Raw genomic sequence first — 23,281 nt, forward strand, 5'->3', positions numbered from 1 at the left:
TCCTCGTGTCATCGTTCGGCGGCTGCGGCGCGAAGCCGTTGTGCCGACATTCTTTTCGCCAACTTGGTTCCGTCATCCTTTCAGGTTACCTTGCGGCCCGTGCCGCCTCCCGATTCCACCAGACACGGAAAACGCGCTTCATGCAGAACAAGAAGATCCGCAAGGCAGTCCTTCCGGTGGCAGGCCTTGGCACCCGTTTCCTGCCCGCGACGAAGGCCCTCCCCAAGGAGATGCTGACCATCGTCGACCGGCCGATCATCCAGTATGTGGTCGACGAGGCGCGCAATGCCGGCATCGAGCACATCGTCTTCGTCACCGGGCGCAACAAGCACGTGATCGAGGATCACTTCGACATCGCCTACGAGCTGGAGGACACGCTGCGGTCTCGCTCCAAGGCATCGGCGCTGAAGCTGCTCGAGGCGATCCGTCCGATGCCCGGCACCACCAGCTTCACCCGCCAGCAGGAGCCGCTGGGCCTTGGCCATGCCATCTGGTGCGCTCGCGACATCATCGGCAACGAGCCCTTCGCGATCCTGCTTCCCGACATGCTGATGAAGTCCGAGCCGGGCTGCCTGTCGCAGATGGTCGAGGTCTACAACCAGAGCGGCGGCAACGTGATCTCGGTCGAGGCCGTGCCGGAGGACCAGACCCAGAACTACGGCATCGTCGAGGTCGACGGCGACCCGAGTGCGCGCACCTTCACGATCACCGGCATGGTGGAGAAGCCGGCGCCGGGCACCGCGCCGACCAACCTGTTCATCAACGGCCGCTACATCCTGCAGCCGGAGATCTTCCAGCTGCTTGGCAGCCAGGAGACGGGCGCCGGCGGCGAAATCCAGCTTACCGATGCGATGCTGTCGCTGATGGGCATGCAGCCCTTCACCGGCCTGCGCTTCGAGGGCGAGACCTACGATTGCGGCTCCAAGTCCGGCTTCCTTGCCGCCAACATCGCCTTCGCGCTGGAGGACGAGGAACTGGCCCGCGAACTGCGGCCATTGCTGCAGTCGCTGCTCGACGGCTGAGCGGGAAAACGCATGCGCAAGGTTCTCGTCACCGGGTCTGCGGGCTTCATCGGCTTTCATCTGGCGAGCCGCCTGCTCGCAGACGGATGGCAGGTGATAGGCCTCGATTGCGTCAGCCCCTATTACGATCCAGCGCTGAAGGAAGCGCGGGTCGAGATTCTGCGCCAGCATCCGAACTTCATCGAGGCAAGGATCTCGCTGGAGGACCGCGATGCGGTGATGGCGCTGATGGCCGAGCATGCGCCGCAGCGCATCGTCCATCTGGCGGCCCAGCCGGGTGTGCGCTACTCGCTGGAGGCGCCGCAGGCCTATGTGGATGCCAATGTCACCGGCTTCCTGACCGTGCTGGAGGCGGCCCGCGCCCACCCCGTCGACCATGTGGTCTTCGCCTCCACCTCCTCCATCTACGGCCTCGACGAGACGATGCCGCTGTCGCCCCATCGTGGCGGCAACCATCCGATCTCGCTCTATGCGGCGACAAAGAAGGCGAACGAGGCGATGGCGCACAGCTACGCCCACCTCTTCCGCATTCCGCTCACCGGCCTGCGCTTCTTTACCGTCTACGGCCCCTGGGCGCGGCCGGACATGGCGCTCTACAAGTTCACCCGCGCGATCCTTTCGGGCGAGCCGATCGACATCTACAACAATGGCGAGATGCTGCGCGACTTCACCTATGTCGACGACATCGTCGAGGGCATCGTGCGCATCGCCGAGCGCCCGCCGGCGGTGAACGAGGGGTGGGATGCGGCGGCCTCCGATCCGGCGACCAGCTCGGCCCCCTACCGGATCCACAATATCGGCAACTCCGAGCCGGTGAAGCTGCTGCGCTATGTCGACGCCATCGAGGCGGCGTGCGGGGTAAAGGCGATCCGCAACCTCATGCCGCTGCAGCCGGGCGATGTTCTGGCCACCTGGGCGGATGTCGACGACCTGACGCAGGCGACGGGCTTCCGTCCCCGCACGTCTGTGGAAGACGGCGTGCGTGCCTTCGTCGAGTGGTATCGCGACTTCTACAAGGTCTGAGGCTGGGCGAAATGACCGGCGAACCGCTTCCTGCCTTTCGCGACGATCTCAAGCTCACGTTGGCCGAATGCTGGCGGCTGCTGCAAGAGGGTGCCGCCTCGCGGCACTCGGCCTTTCATGTCCCCACCGTTGCCACGCTGGACGAGCAAGGCTTGCCCGAGTTGCGCACCATGGTGTTGCGCGCCGCCGAACCCGAGCGCCGGCTGCTGCGTTTTCATACAGATCGCCGCAGCGCCAAGATCGCACAAGTGGCACGCAGTCCCTCCGGCGCCATCCACATCTACGACAAGCCGTCCGGCATCCAGCTGCGCCTTGCCGCCAGCCTGTCGATAGAGATGGAAGGGGATGAGGTCAATGCGGCCTGGGCTGCGTCGCGCTCGTTCAGCCGGATCTGCTACCGGGTCACGGCAGCACCGGGAGCCGAGGTGGAGCATCCGGAGGACGTCGCGTTCGATCACGGCGCGGCCGACGAGGGACGCAGCCAGTTCTGCATCCTGCTCGCCCGCATCCACCGTATCGAATGGCTGCATCTGGCCCATGCCGGCCACCGGCGCGCGATCTTCGAGGTCGACGACAAGGATGCGGGAAAGCCTGAATGGAAAGGCCGCTGGCTCGTGCCTTGAGGCGGCTCAGCCGTCGGTACGCTCGGCCATCATGTCGAGATAGGCCTTCTGCATGTCGCTGATGCGGCCAGCGACTCGCGCATTTGCCTTGAAGGCGTTTTCCGCCTGCATCATGTCGACTATTGCCCCCGCCATGTCGGGCGAGAAGCCGATCCCGGGTGCTCCCATCGCCGGAGCGTCTCCCTGCCCGCCGGCCTGGCCTGCTCCGTTGCCGCTCGCTTCGACCAATGCGTTGCCCGCCTCGGCACCGGCCGCGACGATGCGGCGCGCGGAGGCTTCGAAGCGCTGGCCGGCGGCCTGAAGGCCTGAAAGGGAGATGGACAGGGCGGACATGATCTGCACAGTATCCGCGTCCCCTCTTAACGAATCCTGAGTCCAATCCCTCGCATTCAAGCCAAGGCGCGCCGGAGCCTCCACTGTCATTTCAACCAAGGATTGCAACGTCATGCTCCTGACGCTCTCGATCACGGGACCCTTTTTCGCCGTCATTGCCTTCGGTTTCTTTGCAGCAAAACGTGGCTGGATGCCGGACGGGGCGGTGCGCAGCCTGAACGTCTTCGTCTTCAATTTCGCGATGCCGGCGCTGGTGATCCGGGCACTCGCCGGACAGGACATCATCGCCGCCCTGACGGGGCCGATGGTGCCGGTATGGGTGCTGGCGGGCGGCGCCACCTTTGCCGTTGCCATGCTGGCGATGCGCCTCCTGTGTGGCGGCAGGCTGGCCGAAATGGCGGTCAGCGGCCAAGCCGCAACAATCGGCAATATCGGTTTTCTAGGCCTGCCGTTGATGCTGGCGGCGTTCGGCGAACGGGCAGCCGCGCCGATGGCGGTGGTGCTGGTTCTCGACTTGACGATCTTCATCCCGCTCTGCATCGGCCTGTTGGAATGGGCGTCGGGCAAGGGTGCGAGCTGGCGGTTGATCGCCACCGTGGCGAAGGGCGTCATCTTCAATCCCTTCGTGCTTGCGATCGTCGGCGGCACGCTCCTGTCGCTGGCCGGAGGCAAGCTCCCGCAAGCGGGCGACAACCTGCTGAATTTCCTCGGTGATGCGGCGGGCGCGACGGCGCTTTTCTCGCTCGGTGTGCAGCTTGCCTCCAGGCGGGTCGAAGGCGAGGCGCGCGTCATCTCGCTGATGATCGTGATGAAACTGCTTGTGCATCCGCTCGCCGTCCTCACCTCGGCGATGCTGTTCGGTCTCGGTGCAGCCGAAACCGCCATTCTGGTCGTGATCGCATCGCTCCCCATCGCCGGAAATGTCTTTGTCGTTGCAGAGCGATACGGCATCTTCCTCCAGCAACTCTCGGCAGCCATCCTGCTGTCGACCACCGCCGGCGTGATCACCGTCTCGCTGGCGCTCATGTGGGCGGGATTGTAGCTCCCGCACGCCAATGCAGGGGCTGACAGGCGATCCGGGCAATCCCATATTGCTGCGTGACGCTGCCGGCTCGCGCCGGCGTCTCCCCTTTTTGGGCCAAGTTTCAAGGATCCAGTTCATGACCGACGCATCCGTCGCCGACCGCAACCCATTGCTTGCCGAGTGGACCGCCCCGTTCGGGCTCCCGCCGTTCGGCGAGATCGAGCCGTGGCACTACGAAACGGCCTTCGAGGCGGCCCTGAAGCTGGCGCGGCAGGCCGTAAACCAGATTGCCGACAGCCCGGAGGCGCCGAGCTTTGCCAACACGATCGAGGCGATGGAACTGTCGGGGCGCGAGCTGACGCGCGTTGCGTCGGTGTTCTTCAACCTTGCGGGAAGCCACACGTCCGAAGAGCTGCAGCGGATCGAGCGCGACATTGCCCCCAAGCTTGCCCGTCATTCCAGCGAAACGCTGCTCAACCAGGCTCTCCATGCCCGGGTCGCGGCCCTTTGGGAGGCACGAGACACGCTGGGCCTTGATGAGGAACAGGCGCGCGTCCTGGAGCGCTACCACCGCATGTTTACCCGTGCCGGCGCGGCACTGTACGAAGCGGGACGAACCCGCATGGCCGAAATCACCCAGCGGCTTGCGGTGCTCGGCACGCAGTTCTCCCAGAATGTGCTGGCGGATGAGGCCGGCTATCAGTTGCTGCTGGAAAGCGAGGAGGATCTGGCAGGCCTGCCCGGATTCCTGCGTCAGGCGGCGGCTGAGGCTGCCAGCGAACGCGGCCATCCGGGCAAGCATGTCATCACCCTGTCGCGTTCACTGATCGAGCCCTTCCTGCAGTTTTCGACCCGTCGCGACCTGCGCGAGACGGCGTTCAAGGCCTGGATCTCGCGCGGCGAGATGGGGGGCGACACCGACAATCGCACGATCATCGCCGAGATCCTGAAACTGCGCGACGAGCGTGCGCGCCTGCTCGGTTTCGACAGTTTCGCCGCGTACAAGCTCGACGACACGATGGCCGGCACGCCGCAGGCGGTGCGCGAGCTGCTGGAGACCGTGTGGACCCCGGCCGTCGCGCAGGCACGCAAGGAGGCAGAGGCCCTGCAGGCGCTTGCGGCCGAGAGCGGCGACAATATCGCCATCTCGCCCTGGGACTGGCGTTTCTATGCGGAAAAGCTGCGCCAGCGCGACCACGCGCTCGATGAGGCCGAGCTCAAGCCGTATTTCCAGCTGGAAAAGATGATCGAGGCGGCCTTCCATACCGCCGGGCGGCTGTTCGGCCTGACCTTCCGCGAGGTCGAGGGGCTGAAGCTCTATCATCCGGACGTGCGCGCCTTCGAAGTGCTGGACGCGGATGGCGATCATGTCGGCCTGTTTCTCGGCGACTACTTCAACCGCTCGACCAAGCGCAGCGGCGCCTGGATGAGCGCGTATCGCCGTCAGGAGAAGCTCGCCGGCAACATCCGCCCGATCATCGTCAACGTGATGAACTTCGCCAAGGCGCCGAAGGGTCAGCCGACGCTGCTGACCTTCGACGATGCACGCACGCTGTTCCATGAGTTCGGCCATGCCCTGCACGGCCTGCTCTCGGACGTGACCTATCCGATGATCTCCGGAACCTCCGTTGCGCGCGACTTCGTGGAGCTGCCCTCGCAGCTCTACGAGCACTGGCTTTCCGAGCCGGAGGTGCTGTCGCGCTTTGCCGTACATGTGGAGACGGGCGAGCCAATGCCGGCCGAGCTGATGGAGCGCGTGCTGGCCGCCCGCAACTTCAATCAGGGCTTTTCGACGGTCGAGTATCTCTCTTCGGCGCTCTTCGACCTCGACGTGCATACCCGCCAGGCCGATGGCGAGGCGGATATTGCTGCACTGGAGCACGAAACGCTGAGCCGCATCGGCATGCCGGCGGAAATCACCATGCGCCACCGGCCGACGCACTTTGCGCACGTGTTCTCGGGCGACGGCTATTCAGCCGGCTACTACAGCTACATGTGGTCGGAAGTGATGGACGCGGATGCCTTCACCGCCTTCGAAGAAACCGGTGACATCTTCAATGCCGAACTGGCCCGGCGCCTGCGCGAGGCGATATATTCCGCCGGCGGGCGGCAGGATCCGAAGGATGCCTATGTCGCTTTCCGGGGTGCGCTGCCCGATGCCGGCCCGCTGCTGAAGAAGCGCGGCTTCGCCTGAGGCCTGCGAGAAAGCAGACAAAAGGAGATGGCGGCGCGGAGATCCTCGCGCCGCCAATGCACAAAGGTCAGATGAACTCGACCTTGCCGGTGGCAATGTCATAGATCGCGCCGACGACGCGAACCTTGCCCGCAGCAACCGCCTCGGCAACGATCGGTCCGGCCGCCTTCAACTTCTCGACATTGTGGACGACGTTGGCACGGGTTGCGGCGGCGAGCGGATCGGCCGGCTTTTCGGCCAGCGCTGCCTCCACGCCCGGCTTCAGCATGCCGACGAGATCCGGCAGGTGCCCCGGCAGCTCCGTTCCCTCCTTCACCACATTGATGGTGGCGGAGACGGCGCCGCAATTGGTGTGCCCCATCACGACGAGAAGCGGGATGCCCAGAACGGCGACGCCATACTCGATGCTGGCAAGGCCGCTGACATCGACGAAATTGCCGGCAACCCGCATGACGAAAAGCTCGCCCGGTCCGTGATCGAAGACCAGTTCCGGGGCGACGCGCGAGTCGGCGCAGGACAGGATTCCAGCAAAGGGATACTGCACTCCCGCGCGCGCGGCACGGCCCACGGAGAAATCGCTGTTGCAGCCGGAATCGGCGACATAGCGCGCGTTGCCCTCGACAAGCCGCGCCAGCGCCTCCTCGGGAGAAATGTCGTTGGGAGCGCTGGCCGCCTGTTGAGCGCTTGCCTTGCCCGGCAGTGCGAAGCCACCAGCAAAGGCGGTCGTTGCTGCCGCCGCACCGAGCCCCAGCAAGCCGCGCCGCGATAGGGTGAAGTCGTGATCGTCACACATTTGGATTTCCTTCTCCCGGCCAGCCGCTTCGGCCGGCTCCCCCCGGGCCCTTCCGATGCACGCCCCGAGCGGGGATGCGCCGGGGCTGCCGGTTCAACAGCGACACCTACGCACAAAGCGCCTCAACGAAAGATAAATATCTCAAAAACAATGCAATTAAAGGTCGCACAAACGCGCTGACACGAACTGCGGCCAGCGATACGGCCGCAGTCCTGGCTGCCAGGAGATACACTCCGGCGAGCGGGTCTTCCAAGTGAAGGGCAAAGTCACGCCGCGAGACGTTGACGGCCTGAGGCTCGTCCATGACCGGGCGGGCCAACAGGTCTTGCAACCTGTCAGGTCCACCCGGCCGAGCGGATCGCTCCGATCAATCAGGGCGCTTCGGCTTGCGGCCCTTGTGCTTGGGCGGCTTGCCGCGATCGGCCGCCGTCGGCCGGTGTTTGCGGGGCGGTTTGCCGTCCTGCTTTCCGTCCTGCTTGAATTTCGGTTTGAACTGCCGCGGCGACATGCGCACCTCGCCGACCGGCGCGATCCTGATGCCCTTCTCGAGGCTACCAGGCTGCAAGATCTGCCAAGCATAGCTGCCGGCCTTGTCGGCAGAAATCTCGAACCGGGTTTCGTTGTCGTCGATCCGGATCGCCCCGACATCCCGCTTGGTCACGCCGCCGGCGTTGCAGATCATCGGCAGCAGGAACTTCGGGTCGGCACGTTGCCTGCGCCCAAGCGAGATGGTGAACCACACGCCGTCCTCCATGCTCGGACCACGCGGCTCGCGACCCGGCGCACGGTCCTCGCCAAACCGATTGGCACGGCTGGGGCCGCGGCTCTGCAGCGCTTCCGCGGGAAGCGGCAAGAGATCCTCCGGAACCGGATGCGCGGCCAGATGCTGGCGGAGGAACGCGGCGGCGATGCGCTGCGGTCCGGCGCGCTCCAGCAACTCGGCCACGAAATCCGCCTCCAGCTCGTCGGGCAGCGCCGCCGAAACGGCAGAATCGAGGATCTGCCGGCGATAGCGCGCCTCGATCTCCGCAATGCCGGGAGCTGCGCGCATGGTCGCTGTCAGCTGTGCCATTGCCAGCACGCGCTGAGCGGCACCTCGCCTGTGTTCCGGAACAATGAGGACGCAGATGCCCTTGCGGCCGGCACGCCCGGTGCGACCGGAACGGTGCAGCAGCGTCTCCGGCTTGCTCGGCAAGTCGGCGTGAACCACGAGGTCGAGGTTCGGGAGGTCGATGCCGCGTGCCGCCACATCGGTCGCCACGCAGACGCGCGCACGTCCGTCGCGCATGGACTGCAGCGCGTTCGACCGCTCCGATTGCGCCATCTCGCCAGAAAGCGACACGACGGAGAACCCGCGATTGACGAGACGCGCCGTGAGATGACGGACCGCTTCGCGCGTGTGGCAGAATACCAGGGCGCTCTTGCTGTCGGATTCCAGCAACGTGTTGATGATCGCGTGTTCGCGCTCGTCGCGCCGGACCAGCATCAGCTGATAGTCGATGTCGGCATGCTGCTCGGTGGTCGCGATTGTCGCGACACGCACCGCATCGGTCTGCACCGTCTTGGCCAGTTCGGCAATGCCACGCCTGACGGTCGCCGAGAACAGAAGTGTCCGGCGCTCCTTAGGCGATGCACCGAGGATGAACTCCAGGTCGTCGCGAAAACCGAGATCCAGCATCTCGTCGGCTTCATCGAGCACCACCGCACGAATGCCGCCGAGGTCCAGCACGCCCCGCGTGATGTGGTCGCGCAGGCGCCCCGGCGTGCCAACGACAAGGTGGGCGCCGCGTTCGAGCGCGCGGCGTTCGGTGCGGATGTCCATGCCGCCCACGCAGGTTGCGATCCTGATTTGCGTCTCCGCATAGAGCCAGGCAAGCTCCCGCTGCACCTGAATGGCGAGCTCGCGTGTGGGCGCGATGATCAGGCCGAGCGGCGCGCCGGCCACGTCGAAGCGTGTCGCGCTGCCGAGCAGGGTCGAGGCGATGGCAATGCCGAAGGCGATCGTCTTTCCCGATCCGGTCTGAGCCGAGACGAGCAGGTCGGCCTGGCCGTACTTCTCGTTCGTCATCTCCAGCTGGACCGGCGTCAGCTGGTTGTATCCCTTGGCCTCCAAGGCGGAAGCAAGGGCCGGATGTATCCCGGAGATCGGGGATACGGAACTGGGATCGATATTCGGCGTCATGGTCACCATCTTTGCAAGCTGCCGAGTATCATAGCGTGTGTGCATCGGGCAGCGATAGTTTGCGGAGATCATCGCTGGCTGGCGAGCCGAGCCGATGACGACACTACTGGAAAGGCCTGGAGGGGCTGAGCCAGAAAGAAGCCCGGGCGCTCCCGAGCCAACCGGCAGAATGCGGATCGCGTGTCCTGACCGGTGGTCACCCGTGGCGACAGCGTGCCGTTTCTCCGAGAGCCGGCCCGTCCCGTCGGTCGGGGCAGCGGCCTGCTCATTCACCACGACCGCCGCCGCCGCGCAAGACCGCTTTCAAAACAAAACGGGCGGCACCGGCCGGTACCGCCCAATTTCCTGCTGTTTTTGTGCAAGAGCCGTGACCGGATCAGGCCTCGGCGAGATGTCCCTCGACATAGGGTGCAAAGCTCGACCAGCACTCGACGGCGAAATTCTGCTCGCCTGTACGCCACAGAACGATCTCCGCCTTGGTGAAAAGCGTGCGAGTCACCATGCCGACCGGAAAGGTGGCAGGGTCGAGATCCAGAAAGACATGCGCGTTGAGAAGGTCGGCAGCGCCCGGCCCTTCCAGCAGCAAGGCAACATTACGCTCCGAGACATCGACAAACGAGTGCGGCGCATCACCGAGCGCCGCGGCGATCTCTTCGGCAAGGCTGCGCGCCAACGCGTCGACCGCCTGAGGTCCATCCATGGACGGGCGAGCCAGCAGCAGCCACTCGTCCGGCCCCTGCCACAGCGCGGCGCGCTCGCCGGTGCTTTCGGCGGCAAGAGGCGATTGCGGCAGGGCGACGCCGAAGGCGGCTCCAGCCTTTGCGGCCGCGGCAGCATCGCCCCGAAACACGAAGCGCACCAACGGCGCGGCTCGGCGGAGCGTCGTTCCGGCGCCTACGAGCGGCGCCAGTGCCAGCGTCTCGGCCGGCGTGTGAAACAGGGCGTCAGGCATTGAGCCGGTTTCCTTCCGGATCGACGAAGAGCGGCGGGACCACCTCGACGGCAATCGCCCCGTCCGGCATCGGGACATGGAGGGTTTCGCCGTGGCGGGCACGGCCGTTTGCGATCATTGCCAGCGCGATCGGCCGGCCGGCCGCGGCGGACATATAGGATGAGGTGACATGACCGAGCGCGGGCGTGCGCGGCGCCGGATCGGCCCCCACGGTGATCTGGGCCCCCTCCTCCAGCAGCGCCTTTCCGTCCCGGGTCAGCAGGCCGACAAGCTGCTTGCGGCCCGGGGCCACGAGGTCCGGACGGGCCAGCGACCGCTTGCCGACGAAATCCGGCTTGTTCTTGCCGATGGCCCAGGACATGCCGACATCGTCCGGCGTCACCGTTCCGTCGGTTTCCTGACCGACGATGATGTAGCCCTTCTCGGCGCGCAGGACGTGCATCGTCTCCGTGCCGTAGGCGCAGCCGCCAAGCCGCTCGACATTGGCGAAGACCGCATCCCAGACCTGGCGCGCTCGCGATGGAGGCACATTGATCTCGTAGCCCGCCTCGCCGGTGAAGCTCATACGGAACAACCGGCAGGGAATGCCGCCCATGAGATGCCCCTCGCGCACCGACATATGCGGCATCGCTTCGGTGGCAAGATCGATGTCGTCGACAAGCGGCGCGATGGCTTCCCGCGCCTTCGGTCCCTGCACGGCGATCACCGCCCACTGCTCGGTGGTGGAGGTTAGCCAGACCTTGAGGTCCGCCCACTCGGTCTGGAGATAATCCTCCATGTGGGACAGGACGCGCGGCGCACCGCCGGTCGTCGTGGTGACGTGGAAGCGGTCCTCGGCAATGCGCCCGACGACGCCATCGTCCATGATGAAGCCAGCCTCGTTGAGCATCAGCCCGTAGCGCAGCCGCCCGATGCCGAGCTTCTTCCAGGGGTTGGTGTAGATCCGCTCGAGGAACTCTGCCGCATCCGGTCCGACCACCTCGATCTTGCCGAGGGTCGAGGCATCGAAGATGCCGACGCTCTCGCGCACCGTGCGGCATTCACGCAGGACCGCGGCATGCATGTCCTCGCCGCCCTTTGGGAAATACCAGGCGCGCTTCCACAGGCTCACATCCTCGAACGCTGCGCCTTGTGCCGCCGCCCAGTCGTGGATCGGCGTGCGGCGCACGGGATCGAACAGATCGCCGCGCGATGTCGTCGCCAGCGTGCCGAAGGTCACCGGGGTATAGGGCTGACGGAACGTGGTGAGGCCAACCTGGGGAATCTCGTTGGCCAAAGCGGTGGAGGCGATGGAAAGCGCGTTCATGTTGGAGAGGCGCCCCTGATCGGTCGCCATGCCGGTCGTGGTGTAGCGCTTGATGTGCTCGATGGAATGCATGCCTTCGCGCACGGCAAGTTTCACATCCTTTGCCGTCACATCGTTCTGGAAGTCGACAAAGGCACGCACGCGGGACGCATCCCGGTCATGCGGCACGGCTCCGAGCCACCAGCCGGACGAGGCTTCGCCGCCGCTGGCGGAAAAGGCCAGGATGTCGGCCGGGTTTCCGGTCGCGGCTTGCGCTGCTTCCGCGCCGGCGCGCGCGCCATCGGCCAGCACCTGAGCCAGCCCGTCGATGCCGCGGCAGCTGCCGGCCGAGCGCTGCGCCTGGATCGGGTCGCCGGGCAGGAAAGCGCCCTTGTCCGCGTGCCAGTCGAGCTTGCCGCGGGCCTGCGAATGCAGGCTGACATTGGGCGTCCAGCCGCCGGACATCAGCAGGCAGTCGCAGGCAAGGCTGCCGGCGGATGTGACCGTGTCGCCGGATATGCGGCCGAGCCGAACACCCTCGATCCGCTTCGTGCCCTTCACGTTGGTGACGGTGCAGCCGGTTTCCACCCGGATGGAATGGGCCCGGGCCTTCTCCTTCAACGCCGGATCCACATCGGTCCGCATGTCGAGGATGGCGACCACATTGCCGCCGAGCGCTTTGATGTCGAAGGCGGCGCGCCATGCGCTGTCGCACGCCGTCGCGACGGCAATTGCCCGGCCCGGCAGCACGCCGAAGCGGTTGGCATAGATGCGGCCAGCCTCGGCCATCATGACGCCGGGACGGTCGTTCTCGGGGAAGACCAGCGGCCGCTCGATGGCGCCGGTGGCGAGCACCACCTGGCGTGCGCGCACCTGCCACAGGCGCTCGCGCGGAAGGGAGGGATCCGGATCGGCAAGGTGGTCGGTCACGCGCTCGGCAAGTGCGACGAAGTTCTGGTTGAAGTAGCCGAAGACGGTGGTACGCGGCAGCAGCGTGACGCGGCCGTTGCTCGCAAGTTCGGCAATTGCGGCGGACACCCACTCGGCCGCGGGTCGGCCGTCGATCTCTGCGCCAATATCATGCAGCAGCGAACCTCCCGGCTCCCCCTGCTCGTCGGCAAGGATCACCCGCGCTCCCGAGCGCGCCGCAGTCAGCGCCGCCGCCAGTCCGGCCGGGCCGCTGCCGGCGACGAGCACGTCGCAATGGGCATAGCGGTTGGCATAGCGATCCGGGTCCGGCGCGGTCGGCGCCTTGCCGAGGCCCGCTGCGACACGGATGAACGGCTCGTAGACCCGGTTCCAGAAGCTCTTCGGCCACATGAAGGTCTTGTAGTAGAAGCCGGCGACGAAGAACGGCGACAGGCGGTCGTTGACCGCGCCGATGTCGAAGGCGAGCGAGGGCCAGCGGTTCTGGCTGACGACGACCATCCCCTCGTGGATTTCAACCTGGGTGGCCCGCAGATTGGGAACGCTCTGGCCGGCAGCGGCGGCCGCTGCAGACTTTGCCACGCCCACGAGTGCGTTGGGCTCCTCGGAACCCGCGGTCACGATGCCGCGCGGGCGGTGATACTTGAACGAGCGGCCGACGAGATGGATGCCGTTGGCAAGCAGTGCCGAAGCCAGCGTATCGCCTGCCTGCCCGGTCAGCGTCTTGCCGTCGAAGGTGAACGTGACGGATTTCGCGCGGTCGATGCGCCCGCCCTTCGAGGTTCGGAACGTCGCGGTCATCGGGCGCCCTCCCCGCTGGCGGCGGAGATGTCCGGGCGCGGCTCACCTGTCTTGTAGACGGCGATGAAACGGTCGCTGACCGTATTGCGCAGCGCGTTGAAGAAGCGGCCACAGCCGTGAACATGGCGCCAACGCTCGGCCATCACGCCCTTCGGATTGGTCCGCATGTACAGAAACTCGGCCCATTGATGATCGTCGAGATCGGCCGGCTGCACGGGGCGGGCGATATGCGCCTCGCCGCCATAGCGGAATTCGATCTCCGGGCGCTCGACGCCGCAGCAGGGGCAGTGGATCAACAGCATCGACTTGCCCCTAGATCTCGATCTTGCGTGCGGCGGTCTCCGGATCGCCGGTGTTCGGCGTGCCGGAAGGCTCGATCAGCAACAGGTGGGTTTCGACCTCGGCGACCGGGCAATGTTCGACGCCTTTGGGCACAACGAACAGTTCGCCGGGCCCGAGCGTGACATCGCCATCGCGCATGCGGATGGTCAACCTGCCGGACAGGACCTGAAAGAAGTCATCCGTATCGGGATGCGAATGCCAGGTGAACTCTCCCTTGACCTTCACCACCATGAGATCGTGACCGTTGAACGAGCCGACGATCTTCGGTGACCAGTGGTCGGAGAACCGGGCGAGCTTGTCGGCAAGGTTCACAGGCTGATGTGTCATGTCGGGCCTCAATGCGCGACGGCTGCAGCCGCCGCCTCGTCGATGAGCCGGCCGGTACGGAACCGGTCCAGCGTGAACGGCGCATTGACCGGGTGCGGCTCGTCCCGCGCGATGGTGTGGGCGAAGACATGCCCCGAGCCCGGTGTCGCCTTGAACCCGCCCGTACCCCAGCCGCAATTGACATAAAGGCCGGGCACTGGGGTCTTGCCGATGATCGGCGAGCGGTCCGGCGTGACGTCGACGATACCACCCCAGTTGCGCAGCATGCGCATGCGGCGGAACATCGGAAACAGCTCGCAGATCGCATCGACCGTGTGGGTTGTGATCTGCAGGCCGCCGGTCTGGCTGTAGGAGACATACTGGTCGGTACCCGCACCGATCACCAGCTCTCCCTTGTCCGACTGCGAGATATAGGCGTGCACCGTGTTGGACATGACCACACAGGGGAAGCAGGGCTTCACCGGCTCGGAAACGAGCGCCTGCAGCGGATTGGACTCCAGCGGCATGCGCACGCCGGCCATGTCCATGACGACCGAGGTGTGGCCGGCTGCAACCACGCCGACCTTCTTCGCCCCGATGAAGCCGCGCGAGGTCTCGACGCCGGCAACCGATCCGTCGGCGTGGCGGCGGATGCCCGTGACGGCGCAGTTCTGGATGATGTCGACACCGCGCCGGTCCGCCCCGCGGGCGTAACCCCAGGCCACTGCATCGTGGCGGGCAACGCCGCCCTTGCGCTGGAGCGCGGCGCCGAGCACCGGATAGCGGATGTTGCGACCGATGTTGAGCGGCGGGCAGAACTCCTTGGCTTCCTCCGCGCTCAGCCATTCGTTCTGGACGCCGGCCAGCCGGTTGGCATGCACGTGCCGCTTGAAGACCTGGATGTCGTGAACCGTATGGGCGAGCATCATCACGCCGCGCGCGGAATACATGACGTTGTAGTTCAGCTCCTGCGACAGGTCCTGCCACAGGTCCATCGCGTGGTCGTAGAGCGCCTCGCTCTCTTCCCAGAGATAGTTGGACCGCACGATGGTGGTGTTGCGGCCCGTATTGCCGCCGCCGAGCCAGCCCTTTTCCAGAACGGCGATGTTGGTGATGCCGTGCTCGGTCGCAAGATAATAGGCGGTGGCAAGGCCATGGCCGCCCGCGCCGATGATGATCACGTCGTATTCGGGCTTGGGATCGGGCTTGCGCCACTGGTGGCCCCAATCCTGATGGGCATTGAGGGCCTTCAAGGCCAGGTCCCAGAAGGAGAAGCGTGTCATGCGGTCCTCTTGCCGGCGGCGCTCTCGCGGGCGCGGGCAACGCCGCACCAGCGGAGTTGCGTTGCGAACGCCCTCACTCCCGTTGTGCTACCGATCCGGCAGCCGCTCTTGCCGAAAAACGACATTCCGTCGAGGCTTTGCGTCGCACCTGCGACAGCCTTGCGCAGACAGGCCTCAGGCCCGGCGCGCCAGTCGCACGATACCGGCCAGCACGATGCCTGCCCAGCCGGCGATCATGAGGCTGCCGCCTACGGGCGCGGCCATCGGGAACAGCCGGTGCCCCAGCATGACCCGCGAAGCGATATCGCCGGCAAACAGCGCAAGTCCGACGGCAAGAACCAATGCGGCACCTGCCAGAATTCCACGCAAGCCGCTGTTCCTCAGCGCCGCCAACGCCAGAAAGGCCGGCGCGTGGAAGAGCAGCATGTTGGCCGCGTTCGACAACAAATCGCCGCCTGGAACATGGGCTGCCATCGCCGAAAGTGCGACACCCAGCCCGCCGCTGAGGCCGGCAAGCAGCACGACGGCACCATTGATGCGGTCGCCGCCAGAGACTTGCGAACTATCCAGGAAACTCATTGGCTCACTCGCTCGACAATGTGACGTGATCCGCCGACCAGTTGCCCGGCCAGACCTCGGCGCCACCTGCGCGTAAGGCTCGGATCGCCGCAACGGGGACATCGACGACGAGAAGCGGTTCCTCGCCCTTGGTCCCGTCGATCGGAGCGATCTCCGCCACGACACCGCGATAGCCGAGGGAAGGTTCGCACGGGATATAGAGCGCAGCACCGGAGACATTCGTGTCGTTCTGGGTCGTGCCGGGCGAAGCACCCACCACACCGCAAACGGCGACGGAGCACATCAGCTCGACAGCCCGCGCCTTGGCGCAGCCGAAGACGCGGTGATAGCCGGCAAGGCTGGACGTCATCGACGGCACGATCAGCAGATCCGGCGCATCGCGGGCGATGAGGCTGGAGAGCGCCGGCATCTCGATGTCGAGGCAAATCAGCATCATCATCGAGAGGCCGGCGAATTCGAAGCGGACCACCTTGTCGCCGGGGGTAAGAAGCCAGCTTTCGCGGTCGAGCTCGAACGGCGTCAGGGCGAGCTTGTCATGGGCGATGCTGCGCCCGTCGGCGAGCATGGCGACCGCGCGATTGACGAAGCCGCCCTTTCCATTTGCCCAAGGCACGGAGCCGGCGACGAGCGACACGCCGTGTTCAGCAACCAGGGCAGCCATTTCCGGCAGCAGGGCTTCCGCCTCTGCCGCCATGAAGGCGAGCTCTTCAGTGGGCTTCAGCCCCCTCGGCTTCCAGGCGAGAAACGCCTCGCTGAGATATTCGGGAAGCACCAGGAGCTCGGCACCCTGGGCATGGGCACGGGCAAGGCGCTGCGAAATGCCGGAAAGGAATGCTTCTCGGCTTCGGCCGCCCATGCCGAGATTGAAGGCGCAAAGCGCGAGACGAAATGTTTCGGGAAAGGAGGACGTGTTCATGGGCCGGATGCTGGCCCCAACGCCCGATACAATCAAGGCGACAAATTGTGCCGCCGGTCAAAATCCCCGGCAGCATTTGCCAGCTCAATCGTTGGAGATGATGACCTTGGCCGCCATCAGCAGGCTGGCGAGCACGAGCCCGGCACGCAGCGGCGTTGCGGCAGGTGCACGCTCGGGAACGGTCGTGGAAACGCCCTGTGCCTGCAGGCGGCGCAAGGCGCGCTCTGCATTGTCCGCAGCAGTGTCGACTTCGGCCATCAAATGACGCAACTGAGCCCGAGGAGTCATGATTCCATCCCGCAAATCCATCCAGGATCACGGTAGCGCGGGCGGAGTTTCGCCTTCCTTAACGAGGCAGGAAATGCCGATGGGCAGAAGATTCCGAGCCGGTCCGGCCGACCTCAGAGACGGGAGCGCTGGGGATCGGCAACGTCGATCACCCTCAACTGCACGCGCTCCTGCCCCTGCCAGGTATCGAGGGACAGCGCGCCGGCGACGTGCAGGGCACTGCCGCGAGCACCCAGGATCGCCTGACCGAGCGGCGTGTCCGCAGCCTTGAAGGCAATGGCCTTGAGCGTACTGCCGCCGCCGTCGGCCAGTGTCAGGCGCACATGTCCCTTGCCGACCGTATCGGCGAAGGTGACGCGGTGGCTGGGAAAGGCGAAGACAGGTTCCGGGTGGCCGGCGCCGAACGGGCCTGCCGTTTCCAGCATGTGCAAAAGATCGGCGCTGGCGGCTCCCGCCGTCATGGCGCCGTCGATCTTCAGTTCGGTCGCCGAGCGTGCGGCGGCAACGTCCTCGGCCAGCGCGTCCTGCAGGAAGGCGGCAAGGTCGGCGAGTTTCTCGCGGCGTACGGTCAGACCGGCGGCCATCGCGTGTCCGCCGCCCTTTTCCAGTATCTTCTCTTCGACGGCGCGCCGCACGGCGGCCCCCAGATCGACACCGGGGATCGAACGCCCGGAGCCTGTCCCCTTGCCATCGACGTCATAGGCGATGGCGAAGGCCGGTCGGCGATAACGTTCCTTGAGGCGCGCAGCGACGAGACCGACGACGCCGGGATGCCATCCGGGCGAGCCGGTGAGGAGAACGGCCGGGTCGTCCTGTTGGGTGGCGATCAACGCCTGGGCATCGCCCTCCAGCAGCATTTCGGCCTCGATGGCCTGGCGCTCGGCATTCAGCCCGTCGAGCCGTTCTGCGATGGTGCGCGCCTCGTCTATGTCGTCGGTGGTGAGAAGCCGCGCCCCGAGCGCGGCATCGCCGATGCGTCCGCCAGCGTTGATGCGCGGGCCGATCATGAAACCTAGATGATAGGGCGTTGCCCGGCCGTGAACGCGCGACACGTCACCGAGCGCGGCAAGACCGGCATTTGCGCGGCCATGCATGGCAAGTAGCCCCTTCCTGACGAAGGCGCGGTTTAGCCCTTTCAGCGGCACCACGTCGCAGACCGTGCCGACTGCGACGAGATCCAACAGCGCCAGCAGATCAGGCTCCGGTCTCGTGCGGAACATCCCGCGACGGCGGAGCTCGCGGTTCAGCCCGACGAGAAAGACGAAGGTGACGCCGACCGCGGCGAGGTGGCCAAGGCCGGACAGGTCGTCCTGGCGGTTGGGATTGACCAGAGCGGCGGTGGCGGGCAGCTCTTCGCCAACCTGGTGATGGTCGAGCACCACCACATCCAACCCGACCTCGCGCGCTTCGGCAAAGGCCTCGAACGAAACGCTGCCGCAATCGACACAGACGAGGAGCCCTGCCCCCTCCTCCCGCAACATGCGGATGGCCGGCCCGTTGGGGCCGTAGCCTTCGATGATACGGTCGGGGATGTGGATGCGGCTGGCGATGCCGATTGCGGACAGATAGCGCGACAGCACGGCGGAGGATGTGGCGCCGTCCACGTCGTAATCGCCGAAAATGGCAATCCGAGCTCCGGCACCGACCGCGTCCGCGACCCGCGCAACGGCAGCCTCCATGTCGCTCAGCGACGAGGGGTCCGGCATCAGGTCCTTGATGGTCGGATCGAGAAACCGCTCTGCGGCTTCCAGCGGGACGTCGCGCGCGGCCATCACCCGGGCGACAACCTCCGGAACGCCGAGGCGCTGGGCGATTGCCAGCGCCGTTGCGGCCTGCGGCTGTGTCAGCCGCTCCCGCCAGGTCCGCTCGCCGGCGGAACGGGTGACGCCGAGAACACGGCGGCGCCCGTCGTCCGTCGAAGCGGTCTGGTCAATGCCGGTCATCTGGCGGGTACGGCCCTCTCCGTTCAGTCGAGGTGGAACTTGTCGAGCTGGGTGTGGCGCGCCTTGATGTAGCGCACCGTACCGGTCGCCGCGCGCATGACCACGGTGTGGGTGGTGATATCGCCACGGCCGAAGCGCACACCCTGCAGGAAGTTGCCGTCGGTCACGCCGGTGGCGGCAAACAGCACGTCGTCGCCGCGGGCCATCTCTTCCATCGTGTACTTGCGATGGATGTCGTCGATGCCCATGCGGCCGGCGCGCTCGATCTGCTCGTCGCGGGTGATCACGAGACGACCCTGCATCTGGCCGCCGATGCAGCGCAGCGCAGCCGCCGCAAGCACGCCTTCCGGCGCGCCGCCGATGCCCATGTAGATGTCGATGCCGGTTTCCTGCGGATCCGTGGTGTGGATGACGCCGGCCACATCGCCGTCGCCGATCAGACGCACGGCAACGCCGGTGGCGCGCAGGTCCTCGATCAGGCGGGCGTGGCGCGGACGATCAAGCACGCAAGCGGTGATCTCGGCAACCGGAACGCCCTTGGCCTTGGCCAATGCGTTGATGTTGTCGGCGACAGGCGCGTCGAGATCGACCAGGCCGGCCGGGTAGCCCGGACCGATGGCGATCTTTTCCATGTAGCTGTCCGGCGCGTTCAGCAGGCCGCCTTTCGGCGCCATCGCGATGACCGCCAGAGAGTTCGGCAGGTTCTTGGCGCAGATCGTGGTGCCCTCGAGCGGGTCGAGAGCGATGTCGACCTCCGGCCCCTCGCCCGTGCCGACCTTCTCGCCGATGTAGAGCATCGGCGCCTCGTCGCGCTCGCCCTCGCCGATGGTGACCGTGCCGTCGATCGGCAGACGGTTCAGCTCCCGGCGCATGGCGTCGACCGCGGCCTGGTCGGCAGCCTTCTCGTCGCCGCGACCGCGCAGGCGGGCGGCGCCAACGGCGGCACGCTCGGTGACGCGGGCGAGCTCCAGGGTCAGGATACGGTCGAGTGCTTCGCTATGAAGGTCTGCGTTGCTGGACATCAGGGTTCCTCGAAGGCGCGTGATAGGGGCGGATCGGTCAGCCGAGTTTCTCGATGCGGATGAGCTGCGGGGTCCCGGCAACGACATTCTGTGCAGAAATCGTCGCGAGGGCCCGCTTCACCGCGGCCTCGGTGGTTTCGTAGGTGATCAGGATCACGGGTTGCGGCGTGTCGCCATGCGGGGTCTGGTCGCCGACCCGGCGGGTGCGGTCCCGCTGGACGATGGACTCCAGCGAGATGCCCTCGCCGGCCATGATCCGGGCGATCTCCGCAAAGGCACCGGGCCGGTCGTAGACCGCAAGCCGGATGTAATAGCCTCCCTCATGCATGCGCATGCGCGCCGCCTTGTAGGGAGACAGCTTGTCGACCGGACGTCCGAGTGCGGGAATGGCAAGGCCGCGGGCGATATCGGCAATGTCGCCGAGGACGGCCGATGCGGTGGCGTTGCCGCCGGCGCCGGGACCGACAAGCACGACCTCGCCGACGGCGTCGCCGTCGATCGCGACCGCGTTCAGTACGCCGTCGATGCGCGCGATGGCCGAGGCGCGCGGCACCATGGTCGGGTGCACGCGCTGCTCGATGCCGCTATCGGTCTTCTGGGCGACGCCCAGCAGCTTGATCCGATAGCCGAGCTCGGTCGCAGCCTCGATGTCGGCGCGGGTGATCGAGGAGATGCCCTCGATATAGATCGCATCGGCATCGATCTCGTTGCCGAAGGCGAGCGAGGTCAGGAGCGCCAGCTTGTGGGCGGTGTCGAAGCCTTCGATATCGAAGGTCGGATCAGCCTCGGCATAGCCGAGCCGCTGGGCGTCGGCGAGGCACTCGGAAAAGTCCAGCCCCTCCTGCTCCATCCGGGTCAGGATGTAATTGCAGGTCCCGTTCAGAATGCCATAGATCCGCGAGATGTCGTTGCCGGCAAGCGACTCGCGCACTGCCTTGATGACGGGGATGCCGCCAGCCGCCGCTGCCTCGAACGCAAGGCTGACGCCGTTTTCCTCGGCAAGGCGGGCGAGTTCGACGCCGTGGCGAGCGAGCAGCGCCTTGTTGGCGGTCACGACGTGCTTTCCGGCGGCCAGGGCTGCCCGCACGCTCTCCTCGGCCGGACCGTTGTCGCCGCCGATCAGTTCGACGAAGACATCGATATCCGGGGAGACGGCAAGATCCTCGGGCTTGTCGTGCCAGGTGATGCCCGAAAGGTCGATGCCGCGATCACGGGTGCGATCGCGCGCCGAAACGCCGGTAACGGTGACGGGGCGGCCGCAGCGAGCGGCAAAACTGTCCGCCTTGCGGCGAAGCAGGCGAACAAGAGAGGCACCAACCGTTCCGAGGCCGGCAACGCCGACGCGCAATTCAGATTTCATGAAGATCGCGATCCGTTTGAGGAGTGACGCGCCGCGCGAGGCGGCACGCCCTTAACCCGAGGCTCCGATGGGGATGACGTTGTGCAATTTTTCATCCGCGGTTTCAAGGAAGCGACGCAGGCTTCTCGCCGCCTGGCGGATGCGCTGCTCGTTTTCCACCAGCGCGATGCGCACATGGGTGTCACCGTACTCGCCGAAACCGAGGCCGGGAGCAACGGCAACGTCCGCATGCTCGATGAGCAGCTTGGAGAATTCCAGAGAACCGAGGTGGCGGAACTTCTCCGGAATCGGCGCCCAGGCGAACATCGACGCTTCCGGCGCCGGGACGTCCCAGCCGGCGCGGCCGAAGGACTCGACCAGGATGTCGCGACGCTTGCGGTAGGTTTCGCGCGCCGCGACGATGCAGTCATCTGGACCGTTGAGCGCGGCCGAGGCGGCGACCTGGATCGGCGTGAACGCGCCATAGTCGAGATAGGACTTCACCCGGGCGAGCGCTGCGATCAGCCGCTCGTTGCCAACGGCAAAGCCCATGCGCCAGCCGGGCATGGAGAACGTCTTGGAAAGCGAGGTGAACTCGACGGCCACATCGATAGCGCCGGGCACCTGCAGCACCGAAGGCGGCGGCGTGGAGCCGAAGTAGATCTCGGAATAGGCGAGATCGGAGAGCACGAAGATGTCGTGCTTCTTCGCGAAGGCGACGATGTCCCGATAGAACTCGATGTCGGCCACATAGGCGGTCGGGTTCGCCGGATAGCACAGGATCATCGCGATCGGCTTCGGCACCGAGTGGATGAGCGCACGCTCCAGCGCATGGAACACTTCAGGTCCCGGCTCGGAGGGAATTGAGCGCAGGACCGCGCCCGCCATCAGGAAGCCGAACGCGTGGATCGGATAGCTGGGGTTCGGCACCAGCACGACGTCGCCTGGCGCGGAAATGGCCTGCGCCATGTTGGCGAAGCCCTCCTTCGAGCCCAGGGTCGCGACGACCTGGGTTTCCGGGTTCAGCTTCACGCCGAACCGGCGCTCGTAATAAGCCGCCTGCGCGCGGCGCAGTCCCGGAATGCCCTTGGACGCCGAATAGCGATGGGTCCGGGGATTCTGGACGGTCTCCGTCAGCTTGTCGACGATATGCTTGGGGGTCGGCAGGTCGGGATTGCCCATGCCGAGGTCGATGATGTCTGCGCCTGCTGCGCGTGCCTTCGCCTTGAGCCGGTTGACCTGTTCGAAGACATAGGGCGGCAAGCGCCGCGTCTGGTAGAACTCTTCCATGGTCCAATCCTCACCCGCAAAGCGTGGTCTGCGCGCACCTTTCGTTCGGGCGCATTAGAGGCGTCGGCCAAAGCACGACGCCAAACGGCGGCTACATACCAGTGGCCGCGCCGCCGCGCATCGGCAAAAAGGCGTTGAGGCCAAAATATCCGCGCTGGAAAGCGTTTGGCGGCCCTATTCGCTGGCGCCGTCCGCCTCGATCTCCGAGATCGCGCGGGCGCCGTGGCTCTCGCCGAGCATCTTGAGCTGGTTGACACTGTTGCTGTTGGAGGCCGCAGGGCGCGAACCGCCGCGCGAACGAGCGATTTCCTGGAGACGGCTGCGGGTGGCCGCAGCGGCATCCTCGGTGAGCAACCCTTCGGCGTCGCGGACGCGAGCGGCTCCTGCGATTCCCTGTTCCGCGACCGGCCCCGAAACGGCGGGCACGCCGGTCGGCCCATAGGCCACCGGCGGGGTCAAGGGCGCCATGGTCTCCGTCGCGATGGCCGGCGATGTAGCTTGACCCGTACCTGCCGGAGAGGTCACCGCCGCACGCGGCGAGTGTTCCGGTTCCAGCGCGTCGATCAGGGTTCCTGAAGGCGCGTAGGCGCATCCGGCGACCAGCGCCGATGCCAAAATGGTGGTGAAGACCGTTGCACGCATGTAACCGTGGTCCTGCACGAATTTCCCGAGCGTCACCGCTTGCAAGTTGCTGGGGACGTACGACATTGTAAGCGCTTTGTCCAACTTGTCAGTCTGACGTCATCCAGCGCTATTATGGCGTCAAGCGGACAAGGGGTGCAAATGGAAGCGCGACTGGCAGTCGCTTGCGATC

General features: G+C 66.0%; 21 protein-coding genes. 5 read left to right on the forward strand and 16 right to left on the reverse strand.

The features are described 5' to 3' along the window. Window positions 1-140 precede the first annotated feature (140 nt). The 3 genes from galU to ACVJ6E_RS09375 are packed head-to-tail and all read left to right on the forward strand — an operon-like array spanning window position 141 to window position 2,668. On the forward strand, window positions 141-1,022 hold the full coding sequence (gene galU, locus ACVJ6E_RS09365; RefSeq protein ID WP_120268014.1) for a UTP--glucose-1-phosphate uridylyltransferase GalU: 882 nt from the start codon (window positions 141-143) through the stop codon (window positions 1,020-1,022). 12 nt (window positions 1,023-1,034) lie between these two features. Continuing rightward, complete coding sequence (locus ACVJ6E_RS09370) at window positions 1,035-2,045, forward strand: NAD-dependent epimerase (protein WP_120268015.1); 1,011 nt, start codon at window positions 1,035-1,037, stop codon at window positions 2,043-2,045. Between the two features lie 11 nt (window positions 2,046-2,056). Then, window positions 2,057-2,668 (forward strand): pyridoxamine 5'-phosphate oxidase family protein, encoded by a 612-nt coding sequence (locus ACVJ6E_RS09375; RefSeq protein ID WP_067214909.1) that lies wholly within the window; start codon window positions 2,057-2,059, stop codon window positions 2,666-2,668. A gap of 6 nt (window positions 2,669-2,674) precedes the next feature. Here the strand turns inward: ACVJ6E_RS09375 and ACVJ6E_RS09380 are convergent, their stop codons facing one another. Then, on the reverse strand, window positions 2,675-3,136 hold the full coding sequence (locus ACVJ6E_RS09380; protein ID WP_491676432.1) for a hypothetical protein: 462 nt from the start codon (window positions 3,134-3,136) through the stop codon (window positions 2,675-2,677). Here ACVJ6E_RS09380 and ACVJ6E_RS09385 point away from each other — a divergent pair. Both ACVJ6E_RS09385 and ACVJ6E_RS09390 read left to right on the forward strand, forming a co-directional pair. Beyond that, complete coding sequence (locus tag ACVJ6E_RS09385) at window positions 3,114-4,043, forward strand: AEC family transporter (protein WP_120268017.1); 930 nt, start codon at window positions 3,114-3,116, stop codon at window positions 4,041-4,043. The two genes, ACVJ6E_RS09380 and ACVJ6E_RS09385, sit on opposite strands and share 23 nt — an antisense overlap. 118 nt (window positions 4,044-4,161) lie before the next feature. Continuing rightward, window positions 4,162-6,219, forward strand: coding sequence for a M3 family metallopeptidase (locus ACVJ6E_RS09390; RefSeq protein ID WP_120268018.1), 2,058 nt, complete (start codon window positions 4,162-4,164; stop codon window positions 6,217-6,219). Between the two features lie 67 nt (window positions 6,220-6,286). Here the strand turns inward: ACVJ6E_RS09390 and ACVJ6E_RS09395 are convergent, their stop codons facing one another. The 15 genes from ACVJ6E_RS09395 to ACVJ6E_RS09465 form a co-directional block, all read right to left on the reverse strand. Then, window positions 6,287-7,012: a carbonic anhydrase gene (locus ACVJ6E_RS09395; RefSeq protein ID WP_120268019.1), complete on the reverse strand. Its 726-nt coding sequence runs from the start codon at window positions 7,010-7,012 to the stop codon at window positions 6,287-6,289. A gap of 367 nt (window positions 7,013-7,379) precedes the next feature. Further along, window positions 7,380-9,194: a DEAD/DEAH box helicase gene (locus ACVJ6E_RS09400; protein ID WP_120268020.1), complete on the reverse strand. Its 1,815-nt coding sequence runs from the start codon at window positions 9,192-9,194 to the stop codon at window positions 7,380-7,382. A 376-nt stretch (window positions 9,195-9,570) separates the two neighbouring features. Then, window positions 9,571-10,146 (reverse strand): sarcosine oxidase subunit gamma family protein, encoded by a 576-nt coding sequence (locus ACVJ6E_RS09405; RefSeq protein WP_120268021.1) that lies wholly within the window; start codon window positions 10,144-10,146, stop codon window positions 9,571-9,573. Next, complete coding sequence (locus ACVJ6E_RS09410) at window positions 10,139-13,159, reverse strand: sarcosine oxidase subunit alpha (protein ID WP_120268022.1); 3,021 nt, start codon at window positions 13,157-13,159, stop codon at window positions 10,139-10,141. The genes ACVJ6E_RS09405 and ACVJ6E_RS09410 overlap by 8 nt, the downstream gene beginning before the upstream one ends. Continuing rightward, window positions 13,156-13,461 (reverse strand): sarcosine oxidase subunit delta, encoded by a 306-nt coding sequence (locus tag ACVJ6E_RS09415; protein ID WP_120268023.1) that lies wholly within the window; start codon window positions 13,459-13,461, stop codon window positions 13,156-13,158. The genes ACVJ6E_RS09410 and ACVJ6E_RS09415 overlap by 4 nt, the downstream gene beginning before the upstream one ends. Window positions 13,462-13,471: 10 nt before the next feature. After that, window positions 13,472-13,828 carry a cupin domain-containing protein gene (locus tag ACVJ6E_RS09420; RefSeq protein WP_120268024.1) on the reverse strand — a complete coding sequence of 119 codons (357 nt, stop codon included), beginning with the start codon at window positions 13,826-13,828 and terminating at the stop codon, window positions 13,472-13,474. An 8-nt stretch (window positions 13,829-13,836) separates the two neighbouring features. Beyond that, window positions 13,837-15,090: a sarcosine oxidase subunit beta family protein gene (locus ACVJ6E_RS09425; RefSeq protein WP_120268025.1), complete on the reverse strand. Its 1,254-nt coding sequence runs from the start codon at window positions 15,088-15,090 to the stop codon at window positions 13,837-13,839. 174 nt (window positions 15,091-15,264) lie between these two features. After that, complete coding sequence (locus tag ACVJ6E_RS09430) at window positions 15,265-15,669, reverse strand: DUF423 domain-containing protein (RefSeq protein ID WP_120268026.1); 405 nt, start codon at window positions 15,667-15,669, stop codon at window positions 15,265-15,267. Window positions 15,670-15,673: 4 nt separating this feature from the next. Further along, entirely contained in the window at window positions 15,674-16,585 is a 912-nt protein-coding gene (locus tag ACVJ6E_RS09435) for a nitrilase-related carbon-nitrogen hydrolase (RefSeq protein WP_120268027.1), read from the reverse strand. Between the two features lie 84 nt (window positions 16,586-16,669). Then, window positions 16,670-16,873, reverse strand: a complete 204-nt coding sequence (locus ACVJ6E_RS09440) for a hypothetical protein (protein ID WP_147421831.1) — start codon at window positions 16,871-16,873, stop codon at window positions 16,670-16,672. A gap of 113 nt (window positions 16,874-16,986) precedes the next feature. Next, window positions 16,987-18,816 (reverse strand): single-stranded-DNA-specific exonuclease RecJ, encoded by a 1,830-nt coding sequence (gene recJ / locus ACVJ6E_RS09445; protein ID WP_120268028.1) that lies wholly within the window; start codon window positions 18,814-18,816, stop codon window positions 16,987-16,989. A 23-nt stretch (window positions 18,817-18,839) separates the two neighbouring features. Further along, a complete protein-coding gene (glpX, locus tag ACVJ6E_RS09450) occupies window positions 18,840-19,838 on the reverse strand; it encodes a class II fructose-bisphosphatase (protein WP_120268029.1) in 999 nt (332 codons plus the stop codon). Window positions 19,839-19,875: 37 nt separating this feature from the next. After that, entirely contained in the window at window positions 19,876-21,198 is a 1,323-nt protein-coding gene (locus ACVJ6E_RS09455; protein ID WP_120268030.1) for a homoserine dehydrogenase, read from the reverse strand. Window positions 21,199-21,249: 51 nt separating this feature from the next. Continuing rightward, window positions 21,250-22,467, reverse strand: coding sequence for an LL-diaminopimelate aminotransferase (locus ACVJ6E_RS09460; RefSeq protein ID WP_120268031.1), 1,218 nt, complete (start codon window positions 22,465-22,467; stop codon window positions 21,250-21,252). A gap of 174 nt (window positions 22,468-22,641) precedes the next feature. Then, window positions 22,642-23,175, reverse strand: a complete 534-nt coding sequence (locus ACVJ6E_RS09465) for a hypothetical protein (protein WP_147421832.1) — start codon at window positions 23,173-23,175, stop codon at window positions 22,642-22,644. Between the last annotated feature and the right edge of the window lie 106 nt (window positions 23,176-23,281).

It is taken from the genome of Stappia sp. G46H5W (assembly GCF_058448995.1).